Origin of the sequence: Streptomyces sp. NPDC001843 (genome assembly GCF_042891955.1) — a bacterium.
Taxonomy (GTDB): Bacteria; Actinomycetota; Actinomycetes; order Streptomycetales; family Streptomycetaceae; genus Streptomyces.
Window position 1 is genome coordinate 28,696 of the sequence record NZ_JBIATQ010000013.1, and the last position, 17,733, is coordinate 46,428.

The window sequence follows — 17,733 nt, forward strand, 5'->3', positions numbered from 1 at the left end:
GTCACCGCAGGGCTTGAGTCACCGCAGGACGCTCGCCACCAGCCGCGCGGCCCTCCGGATCCGGGGTCGCGCCATCCGTCGTACGACCGGCCGCACGACTCTCGCCGTCACGCCCGTCGGCTCCCACCGCACCTGGAGACGCCCCGGGTTATGGGGTTCGGGTTCCACCGTCAGCCGGTGCCGGCCGACCCGGTAGGAGAGGGACGGGAAGGCGATGGGGGCGAGGAGCATGCCCGTGTGGGCGAGGTCCTGCTGGGTGATGCGCAGGACCGGATGCCGTATGCCTTCGAAGCCGTGCGGGGGGAGCGACGCCGCGGTCAGGTCCAGGTGGACCCGGCCCTCGTAGACACCGGGGCGGACGGGGGTCAGCCGGAAGGGGACCGTGACGCGGCGGCGGCCCGGGGTGAGGAGGAGGGCGGCGCGCTGGGGGCCGACGGGGAGCCGCAGGCCCGGGTCGTAGGTGCGGATGCCCAGGTCGATCGAGGCGCCGGGGCCGGGGGTGAGCTCCGTGATCTCGTGGCGGAACAGGGCGCTGTGGAAGGGGCGCGCGTCCAGTTCGAGGTCGGTGACGTCCAGTTCGCAGCGGGCCCGGACGGTCCCGGGGATCCGGTCGCCCCAGTACGTGGCGTCACCCTCGGGCGAGGGGGTCACCTGTCTCGGCGCGACCGCGTGCCCCAGACCCCTTGCCGCCTCCCGTGCCTCGGGCAGGCGGCGATCCCGGACGAGCTGCAGGACGACCCGTTCCGGGCGGGGCAGCCGGGCGTAGGCGCCGGGCGCGAGCGTGCCGAGGTACGGGGTGACGATGTCGGCGAAGGACGCCAGCCACGCGTCGTCGCGATAGGGCAGGTCTCCGGCGTACATGCGGAAGTCGTGCTTGAGGAACTTGTAGTCCTTGTCCTCCCGCAGCGACTCGTGCCCGCTCTCCCTCAGGAACCCGTCGATCAGGCGCTGGACGTGGATCCGGTCGCGGACGTTGCCGAGTCTGTGGCGCTGGTTGGAGATCGAGGCCGAATCGGCGGCCGCGTGCGGCTCTATGTACCAGTGGTAGACCGGCTCGGGGATGACCGTGAACGACTTCGCCAGGCAGTACGCCTGCGCGGTGAAGAGCTGGTCCTCGTAGTGGATGCCCTCGGGGAACCGCAGGTCGTGGCGGTCGAGAAAGGAGCGGGCGTACATCTTGCTGGTCGACAGGTGCTCGAACAGCAGCCGCGGTTCCGACTCTATGCCGTTCACCGTGCGGCGCTCGGCCACCAGGTGCGGCATCCAGGTCGAGCGGTGGCCGTTGTCCACCCGTATCCGCCGTACCGCGCCCATCGCGAAGTCGATCTCCCGCTCCCGGTGGGCGGACAGCAGGAGCTCGACGGCGTTCTCGGGCAGTTCGTCGTCGCTGTCCAGGAACATCAGGTACGGCGCCCGGGCGATCTCCAGGGCCCGGTTGCGCGGGGCGCTGCAGCCACCGCTGTTCTCCGGCAGCCTCAGGCAGCGGATACGGCGGTCGCCGGCCGCCAGCCTCCGTGCCACGGCCGGGGTGTCGTCCGTCGAGTGGTCGTCGCTGATGATGATCTCGATGCCGGGGTGGGTCTGCCGCCGCAGCGAGGCGACCGCCCGGGGCAGGCGCGCCGCGTCGTTGTGGACGATCACGGTGACGGTGACGTCGGGGGTCATGCGTCGGCCTCCTCCGGACGGGGCGCCGGTGTGCGTTCCTCGAGCGGGACCACCGGGGGGAGCGACTCCTCGCTCTCGCCGAGGAAGACCCGCCGTACGACCCGCTCGGAGGCGCGCCCGTCGTCGTACTCGCAGAAACGCCGCCGGAAGGCGGCCCGTGCCTTCGCGGCGCCCTCGTCCCGCCAGGCGCCCGTGGTGAGGATCTCCGCCAGTTCCTCCTGGGTGCGGGCCACCTGGCCCGGCGGTTCGGCCATCAGGTCGAAGTAGACGCCGCGGGTCGTCGCGTACGTCTCCCAGTCGTCGGCGTAGACAACGATCGGGCGGTCGAGGTTGGCGTAGTCGAACATGATCGACGAGTAGTCGGTGACCAGGACGTCCGCCGCCAGGCACAGCTCCTCGACCGGGTCGTACGCCGAGACGTCCACGACCCTTCCCGCGCGGCGCAGTCCGGCCAGGGGGGAGGCCGCGCCACCGTAGAAGTAGTGGGCGCGCACCAGCAGGACGGTGTCCTCGCCGAGGCGGTCGGCCAGGGCCGCGAGGTCGAGCCGGGGGGTCCAGCCCGCCTCGTAGTCGCGGTGCGTGGGGGCGTACAGGACGGCCCGCCGGCCGGGGGCGATGCCGAGGCGCTCGCGGACGGCGCGCACTCCCCGGGCGTCGCAGCGGTAGTAGACGTCGTTGCGCGGATAGCCGTAGTCGAGGGACGTGTAGCGGGACGGGTAGGCCCGCTCCCACATGCGGGTGGAGTGGCTGTTGGCGGAGACGCTGTAGTCCCACTTGTCGACGCGGGCCAGCAGCGCGGCGAAGTCCATGCCCTGGGCGGCGGCCGGGTGCCGCATCTGGTCCAGGCCCATGCGCTTGAGCGGGGTGCCGTGGTGCGTCTGGAGGTGGACGGCGTCGGGGCGCTTGACCACCGCGTTCGGGAAGTTGACGTTGTTGGTGAGGTACTTGGCGGTGGCCAGCACCTCCCAGTAGCGGCGGGTGCCGGGGACGACGTGGTCGGTGCCGGGCGGCAGGAGCGGCACGTTCTCCTTGGCCACCACCCACACCGGGTGTATGTGCGGGGCGAGTTCGCCGAGCTTGGCGGCGATCGCGGCCGGGTTGCAGGCGACCCCCCGGTCCCAGTAGGCGGCGAAGACCGCCAGACCGGGGTCGACCGGCCGGCCGAGCGCGCGGCGGTACTGCTGCTCGCGCAGCTTGGTGCCGAGCTGCCGTTTGCGGGTTCCCAGGGTCGCCTTCGCCGCGCGGCGGGTGCGGTTGGCGGCCTGGAAGGCGCGGTAACGGGTGTAGGCGCCCTCCTCGAGCAGGGCGCGGCGCACGCCCTCCAGGCCGGCCGGGCGGCGGTGGTCCGCAGGGCGCCAGCGGACGGCCGCCAGGGAGGCCCGGCGGAAGAACTCCCGGGCCACCGGCTCCGGCAGGTCCTCCCGGGCGAAGGTGCGCAGCAGGTCGCGGACCATGAGGTCGTAGAGGACCGCGCGAGTGGCGGGGCGGTCCTTGACCAGGGGGAGCAGCCTCTCGTAGCGGTCGACGAGGCCGTAGCGGTCCTCGGGGGCGACGGGCGGGAGGCTCTCGGGGCGCAGCAGGCGGTCCTCGTACGCCACCTGGTTCAGGCAGGCGACCCGGCCGGCGTGCAGCAGTGCCGTGTACGCCGCGTGGGGTTCGTCGTCGGTGGCGAGCCGTTCCTGGTGGGCCTGCCAGAAACCGGCGCGCAGCGCTCGGTTGCCGAGCAGCGGGGGCAGGCGCAGCAGGTGGGGGGCTTCGTCCAGGGGGAGTTCGGCGCGGCCCGCCCGGGCCAGCAGGCGGCCTCCGCCGGAGGGCCTGCCGGAGGTCTCCCAGGTGCTGGTGACGTGGTCGAACAGCAGGACGTCGACCTCGTCGGGCAGTTCGGCGGCCCGCTCGGCGACCATGCGGGGGGCGCCGGCCGGCAGGCCGTCCTTGGCGTGGACGAAGTGCAGCCAGCGCCCGGTGGCCCGTGCGGCGCCCGCCGTCCGGGCCACCGCGTCACCCGTTCCGGCCGGCAGGGGCAGCACCACCGTCTCCGGGGAGTGCGCCTCGGCGGTCTCCCGGGCCCAGTCGCCGACCGCGGCCACGATCACCTCGGCGTCCGGGAGCGGGTGGGCGTCGAGGGAGTCGAGGAGTCCGGTCAGGTGTCCCTGGGTGTTCGGCCCGTAGACGATGACGCTGAGCTCGGGCATCGCGGGCAACTCCTTCACCTCGTCACCGGGTCGCATCTATCAGCTCATAGTGCCACCAACGGGATGAAAGGCGCGGGGCCTGTTGCGCCGACCGGGGGAGTCGGGTCAGGCGGTCTGCAGGGCCGTCGGCTCCGGCTTCTTCGGCGCGGCCTTCGGCCCCTTGTCGCCGGTGAAGGCCTCGTACTCCGCCATGACCTCCTCCGTCGGCCCGTCCATGCGCAGTTCGCCGCGCTCCAGCCACAGCACCCGCTCGCAGGTGTCGCGGATCGACTTGTTGTTGTGGCTGACCAGGAACACCGTGCCCGCGTGCTGGCGCAGCTCACGGATGCGTTCCTCGGAACGCTTCTGGAAGGAGCGGTCGCCGGTGGCCAGTGCCTCGTCGATCAGCAGGACGTCGTGATCCTTGGCGGCGGCGATGGAGAAGCGCAGGCGGGCGGCCATGCCGGAGGAGTAGGTGCGCATCGGGAGGGTGATGAAGTCGCCCTTCTCGTTGATGCCGGAGAACTCGACGATGTCCTCGTAGCGCTCCTTGATCTCCTCACGGGACATGCCCATGGCGAGGCCGCCGAGGTAGACGTTGCGCTCTCCGGTCAGGTCGCTCATCAGGGCCGCGTTGACGCCGAGCAGGGACGGCTGGCCGTTGGTGTAGATCTGGCCGTTCTCCACCGGAAGCAGACCGGCCACCGCCTTCAGCAGGGTCGACTTGCCGGAGCCGTTGGTGCCGATGAGCCCGATCGCCTCACCCTTGTAGGCGACGAACGAGACCTTCTTGACCGCGTGCACCGTGCGCACGCCCGCCGCCTTCTCGGCCTGCTTGCGGCGCAGCATGCGGTTGAGGGCGGCGGTGGCGGTGCCGCGTCCGGCGCCGGTGCCGTTGACCCGGTAGACGATGTCGACGCCGTCGGCGACGACGGTGGGGATGGGGGTGTCGTTCATGGTGTCAGCCACGGCCGTACGTCTCCTCAGCCTTCCAGAAGTAGATGAAGCCGCCGACCCCGGCGAGCAGGGCCCAGCCGGCCGCAGCCGGCCACACGTGCGGGGGGAGCTGGCTGGAGTGGAAGCTGTCGATCAGCGCGTAGCGCATCAGGTCGATGTAGACGGCGGCCGGGTTGGTCTCCAGGGCGACCGTCACGATGTGCGGCAGGTGGTCCTTCTTGGTGAGCTTGTCGATGCTCCACATCACGCCGGAGACGTACATCCAGGTGCGCAGCACGAACGGCATCAGCTGTGCGATGTCCGGGGTCTTCGCACCCATCCGGGCCATGATCATCGACATGCCCGCGTTGAACGTGAACTGCAGGACCAGTGCCGGGACCGCGAGCAGCCAGGAGGCGGAGACCGGGACGCCGAAGCAGAGCAGGATGACGACCAGTGCGGCCATCGAGAACAGCAGCTGCTGGAGCTGCTGGAGGCAGAAGGAGATCGGCAGCGCGGCCCGCGGGAAGTGCAGCGCCCGGACGAGGCCGAGGTTGCCGGAGATGGCCCGGGTGCCCGCCATGATCGAGCTCTGGGTGAACGTCCAGATGAACACGCCCGTGACCAGGAACGGGATGTAGTCCGGAACGCCGTGCTTGGTGCCCAGCAGTACACCGAAGATGAAGTAGTAGACCGCCGCGTTGAGCAGCGGGGTCATGACCTGCCAGACCTGGCCGAGCTTCGCCTGGCTGTACTGGGCGGTGAGCTTGGCGGTGGCGAAGGCACTGATGAAGTGCCGCCGTGCCCAGAGCTGGCGGACGTACTCGGGCAGGGAGGGGCGGGCGCCGCTGACCGTGAGGCCGTGCCGTGCGGCCAGGGCCGCGAGGTCGTCGTCGGCCGGGACCTCGGTCGGGGGCGGTGTGTGGAGAACCTGGCTCACATCCGCTGCTTTCACTCGGGGGGAGAGGGGGGTGCGTGCGGGCTGCCGCCGGGGCCGCGTCGCCCGGCGTTTCCTTACGCTTCTCTTCACGTTTTCTTACGTCGGGACGGGACCGTATCGTCGCAACGTGAGAGTAGGGCCAATCGACGTCGCAACGCAACCGTTTCGTCGCAACGGCCTATGCTGGACGCATGACGACGAACGCCGACGAGCCCCAGACGCGTCCGCGCCGCAGGACCCCTGCCGGGGCGGCCGTACTGCGGGAGGACGTGACCGAGGCGATCCGGGCGGCTGTCTTCGAGGAACTCGCGGCGAGCGGCTACGCGCGCATGTCCATCGAGGGCATCGCGCGCCGCGCCGGGGTCGGCAAGACCGCCGTCTACCGGCGCTGGCGCTCCAAGCTGCACCTCGTCCTCGACGTCGTCTCGGCGCTCGCCGTGATGGGCCTGCCCGTGCCGGACACCGGCTCCCTGGAGGGCGACCTGCGACTGCTGTACGAGCTGACCTCCCGCGCGCTGCGCCACCCGGTCGCCTCGCAGATCATCCCCGACCTCCAGGCCGAGGCGGCCCGCAACCCCGAGATCGCCGAGGCCATGCAGAAGGCCCTGCGGGACGGCCAGGAGGGCGTCGCCAGCAAGATCATCGCGGCGGCCGGACAGCGCGGCGAACTCCGCGTGGCCGCCGACGACGAACTGGCCCTCGACCTGATCTCCGGCCCCCTGTACTGGCGCTCGGTGGTGATCCGCAGCCCGAAGCTGCCCAAGGACTACCTGTCCGCCCTGGCCAAGGCGACCACCGCGGCCCTCAAGGCGCTCTGAGTCGTTCGGGTACGGCACCGCTGCCGTGCCCGGCCCCCGGGGCTCACCCGCCCGCCTCCGCATCGGCGGCCTCGAGCAGTCCGCCGGCCAGCCGGGCCAGCTCCGCCGCACGCAGCACCCGCCCGAACCCGGGCAGCGGCACGTGCAGCGCCTCGGTCCACCGCGCCGGCACCGCCCTGATGCCGTACACGGCCCCGGCCAGCCCACCGGTGACCGCCGCGACGGTGTCCGTGTCGCCGCCCAGGTCGACGGCCGCGCGTACCGCCTCCTCGTACGAGGAGGTCGTACGCAGCGCCCAGACGGCGGAGCCCAGACAGGGCCAGACCGCCCCGTTGAACTCGGTGGCGAGATCCGGGTGCCAGTCGGGCGCGAGGACGACCGCGTACCGCTCCCGGTGGTCGGGATGGACCGCCCGCAACGTCTCCGGCACGGCGGCGAGGGGGTCGCCCCCGTCCACGGCGGCCCGCACCAGATCGTGGAAGACGGCCGTGCCCTCCCAGGCCGCGCGATCCCCGTGGGTGAGCGCGGACAGACGGCGGGCGGCGTCCATCGTCGCCTGCCGCCCCAGGGTGGCGAAGCGCACGGCGGAGGGCGCCGCCCGCATCAACGCCCCGTTCCCGGCGGCCCGCTGACTGCTCTGGAAATGCAGCGCCGCCGCGAGATCCCACGGATCGCCGCTGCCGAGCACCGCCTCGGTCTGCAGTCCGATGTCCTTTGGGTCGGCGGCGGCCCACCGCCGGAACCGCCGGAACACGTCCGGCGGATCCAGTCCGCCCCGCTCCAGCAGCGACTCGGCGGTCAGCACGGCCATCTGCGTGTCGTCGGTCGCCTCGCCGGGATCCCAGCCGCCGCCCCCGCACATCTCGCCGCCCTGCCCGGACCGCGGGAAGCGTGCCGAGAAGGCGCCCTCGGGTCCGAACTCGAAGGGTGCGCCCAGGGCGTCGCCGACGGCGGAGCCGACGACGGAGCCGACGGCGCGCTCGACGCGGTGTGGATCGGTCACCCGGGCAGCGTAAGGGCGCCCGGCCGCCCCGGGCTCAGGAACGTGCCGACCTGCGGATCAGGAACGCGCCGCCCGCGGATGCAGGTGTACCCAGCCCTCCCAGGCCGAGGTGATCATGTCCTCGACGTCGTGCTTGGCCTGCCAGCCGAGTTCCGCGGCGATGCGGTCGGCGGAGGCGACCACGCGGGCGGGGTCGCCGGGGCGGCGCGGGGCGATCGTCGGGGGGTGGTCGTAGCCGGTGATCGCGTTGATGCGGTCGATCATCTCGCGCACCGAGACGCCCTCCCCGCGGCCGATGTTGAAGGTCAGGTGGGCGCCCGGGGAGGACTGCAGGGCACGGGCGGTGGCCACGTGCGCCTCGGCCAGGTCCACCACGTGGATGTAGTCGCGGACGCAGGTGCCGTCCGGGGTCGGGTAGTCGTCGCCGAAGATCCGCGGCGAGGTGTTCTCCGTGAGCTTCTCGAAGACCATGGGGATGAGGTTGAAGGCGCCCGTGTCCGCCAGCTCGGGGGCGGCCGCGCCCGCCACGTTGAAGTAGCGCAGCGACGCCGTGGACAGCCCCGTGGCCCGGCCGGTCGCCCGCACCAGCCACTCGCCGGCCAGCTTGGTCTCGCCGTACGGGGACATGGGCGCGCACGGCGTCTCCTCCGTCACCAGGTCCCCGGGGCCCGAGGTGTCCGGCGCGCCGTAGACGGCCGCCGAGGAGGAGAACACGAAGGACAGGACACCCGCCGCCGTCACCGCCTCCAGCAGGACGCGCAGGCCCTCCACGTTCTCCCGGTAGTAGTGCAGCGGGCGGTCCACCGACTCGCCCACCTGCTTCTTGGCCGCGAGATGGACGACCCCGGTGACGGAGTGCTCGGCGAGCGTGCGCGCCAGCAGGCCGGCGTCCAGCGTGGAGCCCACCACCAGCGGCACCCCGTGCGGGACGCGGTCGGCGATGCCGGTGGACAGGTCGTCGTACACGACGGCCCGTTCCCCCGCCTCGGCCATCGCCCGCACGACGTGCGCCCCGATGTAGCCGGCGCCGCCGGTGATCAACCAGGTCATGTGAGGTCGTCTCCTCGTTCCGTGGCCGCGGTGGTGCGTCGGTCGGCTGCCGGCGCCGGCTCTCAGTGAAGCAGGCGGTGCAGTCGTCCGCGGACAAGCTTGCCGACTCCTCGTGCCCCCGTGGCCACGCGCAGTGCCAGCGCGCCGGAGCGTGTGGCGTACGGCCGTACCAGCAGCACGCCGTGCCGGACGCTTGGGAGGGCGCGTGGGCGCAGCAGACCGGCGCCCGCGACAGCGTGCGCCGTCACCTCGCGCTGCGCGCCGTCGGCGAAGCGCACGCGCAGCCGCAGGTCCCACGTGCCCGCGCCGAGCGCGCCCGGATCGACGGACGCCTCCGCGGTCCAGGAGACGCCGTCACCGGCCGGCGTGAGCACGGACGTACGGTGCCGGTCCGGGTGCCCGCCCTCCCGTCGCCGCCACTCCACGTCCACCGCCTGCGGCCCGGCGCGCGCCACCCGGCCGTACAGGTCGTGCAGCCGCAGCCGCAGGCTCGTGGCCCCCGCGCGGGGGCGCAGTTCCGCGTCGACGGCGAGCGGCAGCGACGGGAGCGGGCGGGTGAGGAAGGGGGTGAGGGTGACCTGCGGGATGTCGCCGGCCCAGACCGGGGTGCCGTCCGGGGTGCGGGCGTAGGGCGGGAGCAGCCGGGCCGGGCGGGCGGCGAGCTCCCTGAGGCGGGGCAGGTCACGGGGTTCTGGGGACTCCAAGACGACTCGTGCGATCAGCCGACCGGGTGCCGTCGGGTTGAGCTCCCAGTCGGCTGCGTCGTACGCGGCGAGGTACGCGCGCGTGTGCGCCCACCACGCCCGCCGGTACTGCGCGTCCCGGTCCGGAAGCTCGCGTACGTACATGCGCAGCTCGTGGTCGAGGAACTTGGCGCGGGCCGCCCGGGCCAGCGCCTTCTGCCCCGCTTCCAGCAGGATGTCGTACACCAGGGCGCACGCCCGCGTCCGTGCCCGCCAGTTGTCGATGCCGGCCCGGTCGAGGGAGAGCGACAGCCGGCCGGCCGAGCGGCGCACGTGCCAGACGTACACCGGATCCGGCACCAGGGCGATGCGCGGTCCGGCGGCGAGCACGCGCGCGGTGAAGACGAAGTCCTCGTAGAGGAAGCGCCCCTCGGGGAAACGGATGCCCTGCTCCCGCAGGAAACCGGTGCGGTAGAGCTTGTTGACGCAGAGGGTGTCGTGGACCAGGCGGGGGAGCCGGGCGGGGTGCGCAAGGACGGCGTGCGCCTGGTACAGCGGCGCCTGCCACGGCTGTTCGAGCCCCGAGGGCAGCTCCCGGCGCACGCACAGTCCGGACGCGACCTCCGCGCGGGCTGCCGTCGCCGCCGTGAGCAGTGCGTCCACCGCGCCGGGCGGCAGCACGTCGTCGCTGTCGAGGAACATCACGTACGGCGCCGTCACCGCGTCCAGCCCCATGTTGCGCGGGCTGCCGCACCCGCCGCTGTTGACCGGGCGGCGCAGCACCTTCAGCCGCGGCTCCTCGGCGGCCAGCCGGTCAAGGGCCGCCACGCTGCCGTCCGTCGAGCAGTCGTCGACGGCCAGGACCTGCTGGACGGCCGGCCCCTGAGCCAGCGCGGAACGCACCGCGTCCCTCACATGGGCGGCGTCGTTGTACCCGATGACGACCACACCGACGTGCGGAGACTGAGGGGCACCCTGGTGCATAGCGCGCATACCGTGCATAGCGGTCATATAACGGAATCGTACGAATGATGACCGGTCATTCGCTAATGGGGGACCGGTGCTCGATGGGGAAGGCGGGCGGAGGCGGGGCGGGGTCCGGTCACGGGCGCGGCGTCCGCCGCCGGGAGCCGTGTGGAGCGCCACAGCCGGACGAGGGACAGTGCGGCGGCGGCCGCGAGGAGTCCGTTGCGCAGGAGCATCAGCGCGCATCCCGTCCAGGTGCAGCCCACGACCTCCCGGTAGAGCGCGGGATAGGCCACGGCGCTGACCGCGCTCGCCGCCACCACCAGCGCGGCCACCGGACGCTGCACGGTGTGCCGGGAGGTCAGGCAGACGGCGGCCAGGCCGAGCAGCCAGACCATGTACTGCGGACTGATGACCCGGCTGGTGACGGTGAACAGCAGCACGGCGCACAGCGCGGTGTCGTACGGCGTCGACTCGGTCCAGCGCCGGGCCCGTACGCGCCACAGCACCAGGAGCCCGAAGGCGATCGCGGTGAGCGCGAGGCAGGCGGTGGCGACGGCGGAGACGTGCGGGCCGACGAGCTCGACCGCGCCGTACCGGTAGCGGGACCTGCCGCTCCAGCCCGCGTGGGTGGCCAGGCTGAGCGCCGTACCGCCGAGGGACTCGATCTGGATCCCGCGGCCCCCCTGCTGACGCAGAAACGCCAGGGGGTTGTCGAACAGTCCGGCGAGGATCCCGAAGGCGAGCACCCCCGCTCCCGCCGCCCATGTCCACGCCGACCGGGTCGCACGCCCCCTCTCCACCCCGAGCAGCACCAGCGCCGGCCACACCTTCACCAGCCCGCCCAGCACCGCGAACACCCCGCCCGCGCGCGGGGAGCGCGGCAACGTCAACAGGGCGATGACGGCGAACGCCGTGACCTGCACGTCGTAGCGGGCGAGTGGGAGGTGCAGCAGCAGCGGCAGGGCGCCGACCCACAGCGCGGCCCCTCGCAGGCTGCGGCCCGGCCGGGTGCCCGCGCGGACCAGCGCCAGCGCGATCAGCGCGTCGGCGGCGAGCGTGAGCACGACGAACGCCTGGAAGTACGTCAGCCCGGGCAGCAGCCCCGGCGCCAGCAGCACCGCGCCGGCGCCCGGCGGGTACTGCCACAGCGTGTCGTGCGCCGGGAAGGCGCCGCGCGACAGGACGCCGAACCAGTGGAAGTACAGCCGCCACACCTCACGCGCGACGGAGCCCCGGCCCAACAGGGGGACGGAGTCGTGGACGAGCAGCCACAGCATGGTGGCGCGGGTCACCGGCCAGGCGACGGCGAGGGAGAGCACACGGCGGTTCATCCCAGGGAGGGTAAGCCGCGCGGATGGTGTATTCATGCTGATACGCCGTCAATACACACCAAACGTTTGCTAATCGCAAAAGATCGGGCTGTGGTGAGCATCCGTTCCCTGGTCGACCCGGAGTCGAGTCGTGTCCGCCGTGGCGCGGCGGTGGCCGTCCCCGCGACCGTGATGCTCGTGGTCGGGCTGTGGGGGATCGACCGCGGCGGCATGTGGCGCGACGAGGCGGTCACCTTCCAGGTGGCGCGGCGCACGGTGCCGCAGATCTGGCGCCTGCTGCACGGGGTCGACGCGGTGCACGGCCTCTACTACCTCTTCATGCACGCCGTCCTCGCCCCCCACCCCGGCGAGGTCCTGCTCCGGCTGCCGTCGGTGTGCGCGGCGGTGCTGGCCACGGGGCTCGTCGCCGCACTCGGCAGCCGGCTGGCCGGGCCCCGCGCCGGGCTGTGGGCCGGGCTGCTCTACGCGGTCACGCCGATGGTCGGCCACTACGCGCAGGAGGGCCGCTCCTACGCCATGGTCGCGGCCGGAGCGGCCGGGGCCACCCTGCTCCTCGTGCGCGCGGTGCCGGCCGGCGGCCGGTCCTGGTGGGCGTACGGCACGGTCCTCGGCATCACCTGCTGGCTGCACGAACTCGCGGTCCTGCTCCTGCTCGCCCACGCCTCGACGCTCGCCCTGGCCCGGGTGCCGAGGAGGGTGTGGCGCGGATGGGGCTGCGCGGCCGCGGCCGTGGTGGTCGCGCTGCTACCGATGGTGGTGGTCTCGCACGCCCAGTCGGCGCAGGTCGCCTGGGTGCGGGAGCCGACGGCGGACACCGCGTGGGAGCTGCTGCGGCAGTTCGCGGGACCGACCGACGGCGTGTACTGGACCTGCCTGGTGCTGGCCGCCCTCGGGCTGACCCGGCTCGTGGGCGGACGCGGGGAGCTGACGTGCGCGGGCGTCGCGCTGCCGCTGGCGGTGGTGCCGCCCGGGGTCCTCATGCTGGCCTCGCTCCTCACCCCGCTGTACGTCCCCCGGTACGTGCTGTACGCGCTCGCGGGGGCGCCGCTGCTGGTGGCGGCCGGGGCCGACCGGGTGGCCTGCCTGCTGACCCGAGCCGGCGGGCCGGAGCTCCTGCGGGCCCGCCTTCCCCTCCTCGCCCTCACCGGTGCCCTGGCCGTGGCCCTCGCCTTCGTCCACCAGCTCCCGGTGCTCCGCCAGGACCGCTTGCCGGAGCACCGCCCCGACAACCTCGCCGCGATGTCCTCGGACGCCGCCCGCGCACTGCGCCCCGGCGACCCGGTGCTGTTCCTCCCGTCGCAGGCGCGGAGCGCGGCGCTGGCGTACCCGGCCGGGTTCCGCGGCACCCGGGACGTGGCCCTGGCGGCCGGCGCGCCCGCGTCCGGCACCCTGTACGGGCGCGAGGTGGGCCCGGGGCTGCTGCGTCGCAGACTGGCCGGCCTCGACCGGGTCTGGGTCATCGCCGACCGGCGCACCGCCGGCGGAACCCGCTATCCCCCCGACCCCACCGACCGGGCCAAACTGACCGTCGTACAGGACCGTTTCGTGCTGCGGGAGGAGTCCGCACGCGACGGGGTGATCATGCGGCTCTATGTCCGCGGCTCCCTCGCTACAGGCGCTCGGGCATGTCCAGTGCGGCAGCGTCCAGTGCGCTCGTGAGCCGGTCGAGGCGGGCGCGCAGCTCACCGATCTCGTCGAGGTCCAGGCCGGTCACCTCGACGATACGGCGCGGCACCTGAAGGGCCCGCTCACGCAGCGCGGTGCCCTCCTCGGTCAGCCGCACCTCCACCGAGCGCTCGTCGCGCGCGCTGCGCTCCCGGCGGACCAGCCCGGCCCCCTCCAGGCGCTTGACCAGCGGCGAGAGCGTGCCGGAGTCCAGACGCAGGTGTTCGCCCAGCTTCTTGACCGGCTGGTCCCCGTGCTCCCACAGGACCAGCATCACCAGGTACTGCGGGTAGGTGAGGCCGAGGTCCTTGAGGATCAGGCGGTAGACGCCGTTGAAGGCGCGGGACGCGGCGTGCAGGGAGAAGCAGATCTGGCGGTCCAGGCGGAGCCAGTCGGCCTCGGCGATCGGGGAGGGGGACGAAGTGGCGGTCATGGTTCCAGGATAGCGCTGGCGAATGATTTAGTTGTGCACAACTGAATTGTGTGCTCTACTTGTGGTCGTGCGGCGGCCACCGAAGGACCGCCGGGACATGACGTTTCGAGAGGGATGGTCATCCATGGACGCGCTCTACACCGCCGTCGCCACCGCCACCCACGGCCGTGACGGCCGTGCCTTCACCAACGACGGCAAGATCGACGTGAAGCTGGCGCCGCCGGTGGAGCTGGGCGGCGACGGCCAGGGCACCAACCCGGAGCAGCTCTTCGCCGCCGGCTACGCCGCCTGCTTCGGCAGCGCCCTGGGCCTCGTCGGCCGCCAGGCGAAGGTGGACGTCAGCGACGCCGCGGTGACCGCCGAGGTCGGCATAGGCAAGCAGGGCGAGGGCTTCGGCCTGAAGGTGACGCTGCGGGTGGAACTGCCCGACACCGTGGACGAGGCGACCGGCCGCAAGCTGGTCGAGACCGCCCACCAGGTGTGCCCCTACTCCAACGCCACCCGCGGCAACATCGAGGTCGACCTCGTCATCGAGTGACCGACGTTTCCCTCGGCCTTCCTCACTTCGCCGAGTGAACCTCCCGGCCGGCGTGTCCCTGCGCGGGCACCGGCAGCGGACGCCGGCCGGGGCGTTCCAGCAGAAGCGGCACGCCGACCACCGGAAGCAGCCAGGCCAGCACGATCAGCCGGTCGCCCCCGATGGAGATGTCGGGGTGCGCGGCCTGGGTGAGGACGCCCGTGAACGCCGCCCCCAGCAGGAAGCAGCCGAACGCGGGCCGGCGCACCGCACCCCACGCCCCGGCCGCGAGCGCCGCCGCGAACAGCGGCTCCCTCAACTGCCGACGCGTCCACTCCAGCCAGAAGTTCCCCTCCAGCTGCAGCAGCTCAGCCCACGGGTGGACGCGGTCCGGACGGGCGAAGTGGCCGGTCAGCAGATCCTGCACGCTCATCGACTCGGACGGGTAACCGAGCAACCGCGCCAGCAGCACCGTCCCCAGCGCGGCACAACAGCCCACCGCCGTGACCGCCACTACCCCGCGCCCCGGGGGCCCGCCGCGGCACCGGCGCCGTACGGCCACCACCGCACCCGCACCGGCCAGGCACAGCCCGAGGAACAGCGCCTGTGAGTGCTTGACCGCGAACAGCGAGACCAGCGAGCAGGCGGTCAACGCCGTCCCGGCCCGCGCCCGGCCGGTCAGGGCGAGCGCGCAGCCCCACACCGCCGCCAGGGACAGCGCCAGCAGGAGACCCTCCGTCATCGGGCGCATCGCCGTCGCCCCGCACGGCAGGACGTAGAACAGGGCCTGGCCGGCCAGCGCCCACCGCACGGACACGGACAGGGCGCGCAGCACCAGGAACGCGAGGACCCCGCCTGCCGCCGCGACGACCACACTCGCCAGCCACACACCCCAGGTCACACCGAAGACCACCACGAACGGCAGCAGGAACAGCGGGTAGCCGGGCCGCACCTCGAAGATCGGCCGCATCCGGGCCGACATGAACGGCGCCACATGTCCCACGGACTCCCCGGCCCGCAGCCGCCGCTCCACCCGCCGCCACTCGTCGGCCCGGCACTCGGCCAGCACCCGCGGGGCGGGGTCCGGCCGGTGGAAGTGCACCACGTCCACACTCTGACCGCGGCGCGCGAGGGAAGCCTGGCCCGCACACGACCAGTCGATGGTGGCGCGGGTCGCCGACCGTGTGTCCTCGCCGCTCAGACTCAGCGCGTACGACACGTAGTTCTCGGAGTCGGGGGTTCCGCGGCCGTCCACGTTGGCCGACTGCAGCAGCGCGAAGACGGCGGCCAGGACCGCGGCCCAGGTGCGTGCCCTCATGTCGAGGCGAGCTGGTCGTGACCGGCGGTCGGCTCCGGCACCCGGACCGCGGCGGCCGGCTCCGGCATCGACTCACCCAGCAGCAGGGTCCGCACCACCCGTTCCGCGGCCCGCCCGTCGTCGAACTCGCAGAAACGTGCCCGGAACTCCGCCCGCAGCCGCGCCGACTCCTCGTCCCGCCAGCCTCCGGAGGCGAACAGCCACACCAGCTCCCGGTGGGAGCGGGAGACATGGCCCGGCGCCTGGGCCGTGATGTCGAAGTAGGCGCCGCGGGAGGCCGCGAACGCACCCCAGTCGTCGGCGTGGACCACGATCGGCCGGTCGAGGTTGGCGTAGTCGAACATCAGGGACGAGTAGTCGGTGACCAGGACGTCGGAGGCGAGCATGACCTCCTCCACGTGCGGTTCGTCCGTCGCGTCGACCAGCGCCCCGCGCCGGTGCAGCTCGGCGAGCCCGAAACGGCGTGCCGGGCCGGTCGCCAGCGACGGATGCAGACGGACGACGAGGGTGTGCCCCTCCCCGAGGTCCGCGGCGAACCGGGCCAGGTCGATCCGGTCGACGTGGCCGCCCCGGCGGTAGTCGCGGCGGGTGGGGGCGTAGAGCACTACCGTGTGGTCCTCCGGGATGCCGTGCCGGGACCGGAATTCCGCCCCCGCCCCGTCGGGCGCGGCCACGAGGACGTCGTTGCGCGGGCTCCCGGTCCGCAGCGAGGTGAAGTGGCACGGATACGCCCGGTCCCACACCAGTTCGGAGTGGCGGTTGGCGACCAGGCTGTAGTCCCAGCGGTCGGCGCGGCGCAGCATCTGCGGCACGTTGAACCCGTGCCGGGCACCCGGCTTCGTCAGCAGATCGGCCGCCATGTACTTCAGCGGCGTGCCCAGATGGGTGTGGATGTGGACGCTGCCGGGCCGCTTGACGACCGTGCCGGGCCAGTTGACGTTGTTCACCCAGTACGTCGCCCGTGCCATGACCTGGTGGTAGCGGCGGGAACCCGGCGGCACATGGTCGATGCCGGGGGGCAGCGAGGCGACCGCGTCCTCCCTGACCACCCACACGCCGTGGATGTGCGGCGCGATCTCAAGGGCCTTGGCGTGGATCGCGGCCGGGTCTCCGGACACTCCCCCGTGGTGGAGCGCCGAATAGACGGCCAGGTGCGGGTCGAGCGGGCGCCTCGACTGGGCCGCGTACCACGCCTTCCGGGCGGGCCGCGCGACCGTCCCCGCCGCACGCCGGCCCTGGTTCGCGGCGGCCCTGCCCAGCCTGCCCAGACCGGTCAGCGCCGCGTACGACACGTAGGGCGCCGTCGCCAGCAACCGCATCTTCAGGCCGGAGTCGCCGTCCGGCGCGGTGAACCCCGGGGGCAGGTGACGGCGGTGGAAGGAGCGGATGGCGCGGTAGAAGTCCGGTCGGTCCGCCGGGGTGACGCGGTCCTCCTGGGCCAGCACGAACAGCATGTGGTTCAGGGCCCGTTCGAACAGCAGCGGGCGCGCCCAGGCGAGGTCCGGACGCTCCGCCAGGAACGCGAACAGGCCCTCGTACTGCTGGAAGATGTCGAAGTGCCGGCGCCCCGGGGTCTTCGTGATCGCGCCCTGCCGGCGTTGCCGGTACTCCACCCCCACGCGGTCCAGGCAGACGATCCGGTCCGCCAGCACCATCGCCCGGTACGTGACCGGCGCGTCCTCGTACAGACCGGGCGCGTACCGCAGACCGTGCTCCAGGAAGAAGGACCGCCGGAAGGCCTTGTTCCAGGCGACCAGGAACAGATGCAGATACTGCGGGCTCTGCCGGATGCTGAAGGCGTCCGTGCCCGCGGCGGCCAGCAGCTCGGCCGTCGCGCTGGGGCCGCCCCGGCCCCACCAGTGGGTGCGCACATGGTCGAAGACCAGGATGTCCGGGTCCCCGGCCGCCCCGAGACGTGCCGCGACGGCTTCCAGCAGTCCCGGCGTGTAGTGGTCGTCGCTGTCGAGGAAGAGGACGTAGTCGCCGCTCGCCTGTTCCAGGCCCGCGTTCCGGGCCCGGCCGAGGCCGACGTTCTCGGGCAGGTGCAGCACCCGCACCCGGGAGTCGCGGTCGGCGTACTCGTCGAGGATCGCGCCGCAGCGGTCGGGAGACCGGTCGTCGACCGCGATCACCTCGAAGTCCGCGAAGGACTGGCCGAGCACCGAGTCCAGGCACTCGTGCAGGAAGCCCTGCACCTTGAAGACGGGGACGATGATGCTGAAGCGAGGCACTTC

The 17,733-nt window shown here is 72.9% G+C and carries 14 protein-coding genes; 3 read left to right on the plus strand and 11 right to left on the minus strand.

Annotation, left to right across the window (positions count from 1 at the left end; translation table 11 throughout):
• Positions 1–18: 18 nt before the first annotated feature.
• From ACFYZQ_RS29275 to ACFYZQ_RS29290, 4 genes are all read right to left on the minus strand, one after another.
• Positions 19–1,665, minus strand: a complete 1,647-nt coding sequence (locus tag ACFYZQ_RS29275) for a glycosyltransferase family 2 protein (RefSeq protein ID WP_389153948.1) — start codon at positions 1,663–1,665, stop codon at positions 19–21.
• Positions 1,662–3,857: a CDP-glycerol glycerophosphotransferase family protein gene (locus ACFYZQ_RS29280; RefSeq protein ID WP_389153950.1), complete on the minus strand. Its 2,196-nt coding sequence runs from the start codon at positions 3,855–3,857 to the stop codon at positions 1,662–1,664. Before ACFYZQ_RS29280 ends, ACFYZQ_RS29275 begins: the two co-directional genes overlap by 4 nt.
• Before the next feature lie 105 nt (positions 3,858–3,962).
• On the minus strand, positions 3,963–4,793 hold the full coding sequence (locus ACFYZQ_RS29285; protein WP_389154593.1) for an ABC transporter ATP-binding protein: 831 nt from the start codon (positions 4,791–4,793) through the stop codon (positions 3,963–3,965).
• Positions 4,794–4,797: 4 nt separating this feature from the next.
• On the minus strand, positions 4,798–5,712 hold the full coding sequence (locus ACFYZQ_RS29290; RefSeq protein ID WP_389153953.1) for an ABC transporter permease: 915 nt from the start codon (positions 5,710–5,712) through the stop codon (positions 4,798–4,800).
• Positions 5,713–5,903: 191 nt separating this feature from the next.
• On the opposite strand from ACFYZQ_RS29290, the gene ACFYZQ_RS29295 reads away from it, so the two are divergent.
• Positions 5,904–6,530: a TetR/AcrR family transcriptional regulator gene (locus ACFYZQ_RS29295; protein ID WP_388803805.1), complete on the plus strand. Its 627-nt coding sequence runs from the start codon at positions 5,904–5,906 to the stop codon at positions 6,528–6,530.
• Positions 6,531–6,573: 43 nt separating this feature from the next.
• On the opposite strand, the gene ACFYZQ_RS29300 is transcribed toward ACFYZQ_RS29295, so the two are convergent.
• The 4 genes from ACFYZQ_RS29300 to ACFYZQ_RS29315 form a co-directional block, all read right to left on the minus strand.
• Positions 6,574–7,533 carry an ADP-ribosylglycohydrolase family protein gene (locus ACFYZQ_RS29300; RefSeq protein ID WP_389153956.1) on the minus strand — a complete coding sequence of 320 codons (960 nt, stop codon included), beginning with the start codon at positions 7,531–7,533 and terminating at the stop codon, positions 6,574–6,576.
• Positions 7,534–7,590: 57 nt separating this feature from the next.
• The gene (gene galE, locus ACFYZQ_RS29305) at positions 7,591–8,583 is read right to left on the minus strand and encodes a UDP-glucose 4-epimerase GalE (RefSeq protein ID WP_389153959.1); all 993 of its coding nucleotides are present in this window, start codon (positions 8,581–8,583) and stop codon (positions 7,591–7,593) included.
• A gap of 62 nt (positions 8,584–8,645) precedes the next feature.
• On the minus strand, positions 8,646–10,268 hold the full coding sequence (locus tag ACFYZQ_RS29310) for a glycosyltransferase (protein WP_389154596.1): 1,623 nt from the start codon (positions 10,266–10,268) through the stop codon (positions 8,646–8,648).
• 44 nt (positions 10,269–10,312) lie between these two features.
• The gene (locus tag ACFYZQ_RS29315) at positions 10,313–11,566 is read right to left on the minus strand and encodes a glycosyltransferase 87 family protein (RefSeq protein ID WP_389153962.1); all 1,254 of its coding nucleotides are present in this window, start codon (positions 11,564–11,566) and stop codon (positions 10,313–10,315) included.
• A 93-nt stretch (positions 11,567–11,659) separates the two neighbouring features.
• Here ACFYZQ_RS29315 and ACFYZQ_RS29320 point away from each other — a divergent pair, with 93 nt between their 5' ends.
• Entirely contained in the window at positions 11,660–13,225 is a 1,566-nt protein-coding gene (locus ACFYZQ_RS29320) for a glycosyltransferase family 39 protein (RefSeq protein ID WP_389153965.1), read from the plus strand.
• Here ACFYZQ_RS29320 and ACFYZQ_RS29325 read toward each other — a convergent pair.
• Complete coding sequence (locus ACFYZQ_RS29325) at positions 13,176–13,664, minus strand: MarR family winged helix-turn-helix transcriptional regulator (protein WP_389153968.1); 489 nt, start codon at positions 13,662–13,664, stop codon at positions 13,176–13,178. The two genes, ACFYZQ_RS29320 and ACFYZQ_RS29325, sit on opposite strands and share 50 nt — an antisense overlap.
• A 124-nt stretch (positions 13,665–13,788) precedes the next feature.
• On the opposite strand from ACFYZQ_RS29325, the gene ACFYZQ_RS29330 reads away from it, so the two are divergent.
• Positions 13,789–14,202, plus strand: coding sequence for an organic hydroperoxide resistance protein (locus tag ACFYZQ_RS29330; protein WP_389153971.1), 414 nt, complete (start codon positions 13,789–13,791; stop codon positions 14,200–14,202).
• Positions 14,203–14,224: 22 nt separating this feature from the next.
• Here ACFYZQ_RS29330 and ACFYZQ_RS29335 read toward each other — a convergent pair whose 3' ends face one another.
• Together ACFYZQ_RS29335 and ACFYZQ_RS29340 are read right to left on the minus strand one after the other, a co-directional pair.
• Positions 14,225–15,499, minus strand: a complete 1,275-nt coding sequence (locus ACFYZQ_RS29335) for a hypothetical protein (RefSeq protein ID WP_389153974.1) — start codon at positions 15,497–15,499, stop codon at positions 14,225–14,227.
• A complete protein-coding gene (locus ACFYZQ_RS29340; RefSeq protein WP_389153976.1) occupies positions 15,496–17,730 on the minus strand; it encodes a CDP-glycerol glycerophosphotransferase family protein in 2,235 nt (744 codons plus the stop codon). The genes ACFYZQ_RS29335 and ACFYZQ_RS29340 overlap by 4 nt, the downstream gene beginning before the upstream one ends.
• Positions 17,731–17,733 lie beyond the last annotated feature (3 nt).

Bases quoted from the DNA above. Each gene is read 5' to 3' on its own strand.
- ACFYZQ_RS29330 (WP_389153971.1), top strand. From the start codon at position 13,789: ATGGACGCGCTCTACACCGCCGTCGCCACCGCCACCCACGGCCGTGAC.
- ACFYZQ_RS29275 (WP_389153948.1), bottom strand. From the start codon at position 1,665: ATGACCCCCGACGTCACCGTCACCGTGATCGTCCACAACGACGCGGCG.
- ACFYZQ_RS29315 (WP_389153962.1), bottom strand. From the start codon at position 11,566: ATGAACCGCCGTGTGCTCTCCCTCGCCGTCGCCTGGCCGGTGACCCGC.
- ACFYZQ_RS29280 (WP_389153950.1), bottom strand. From the start codon at position 3,857: ATGCCCGAGCTCAGCGTCATCGTCTACGGGCCGAACACCCAGGGACAC.
- ACFYZQ_RS29310 (WP_389154596.1), bottom strand. From the start codon at position 10,268: ATGCACGGTATGCGCGCTATGCACCAGGGTGCCCCTCAGTCTCCGCAC.
- ACFYZQ_RS29295 (WP_388803805.1), top strand. From the start codon at position 5,904: ATGACGACGAACGCCGACGAGCCCCAGACGCGTCCGCGCCGCAGGACC.
- ACFYZQ_RS29325 (WP_389153968.1), bottom strand. From the start codon at position 13,664: ATGACCGCCACTTCGTCCCCCTCCCCGATCGCCGAGGCCGACTGGCTC.
- ACFYZQ_RS29285 (WP_389154593.1), bottom strand. From the start codon at position 4,793: ATGAACGACACCCCCATCCCCACCGTCGTCGCCGACGGCGTCGACATC.
- ACFYZQ_RS29335 (WP_389153974.1), bottom strand. From the start codon at position 15,499: ATGAGGGCACGCACCTGGGCCGCGGTCCTGGCCGCCGTCTTCGCGCTG.
- galE (WP_389153959.1), bottom strand. From the start codon at position 8,583: ATGACCTGGTTGATCACCGGCGGCGCCGGCTACATCGGGGCGCACGTC.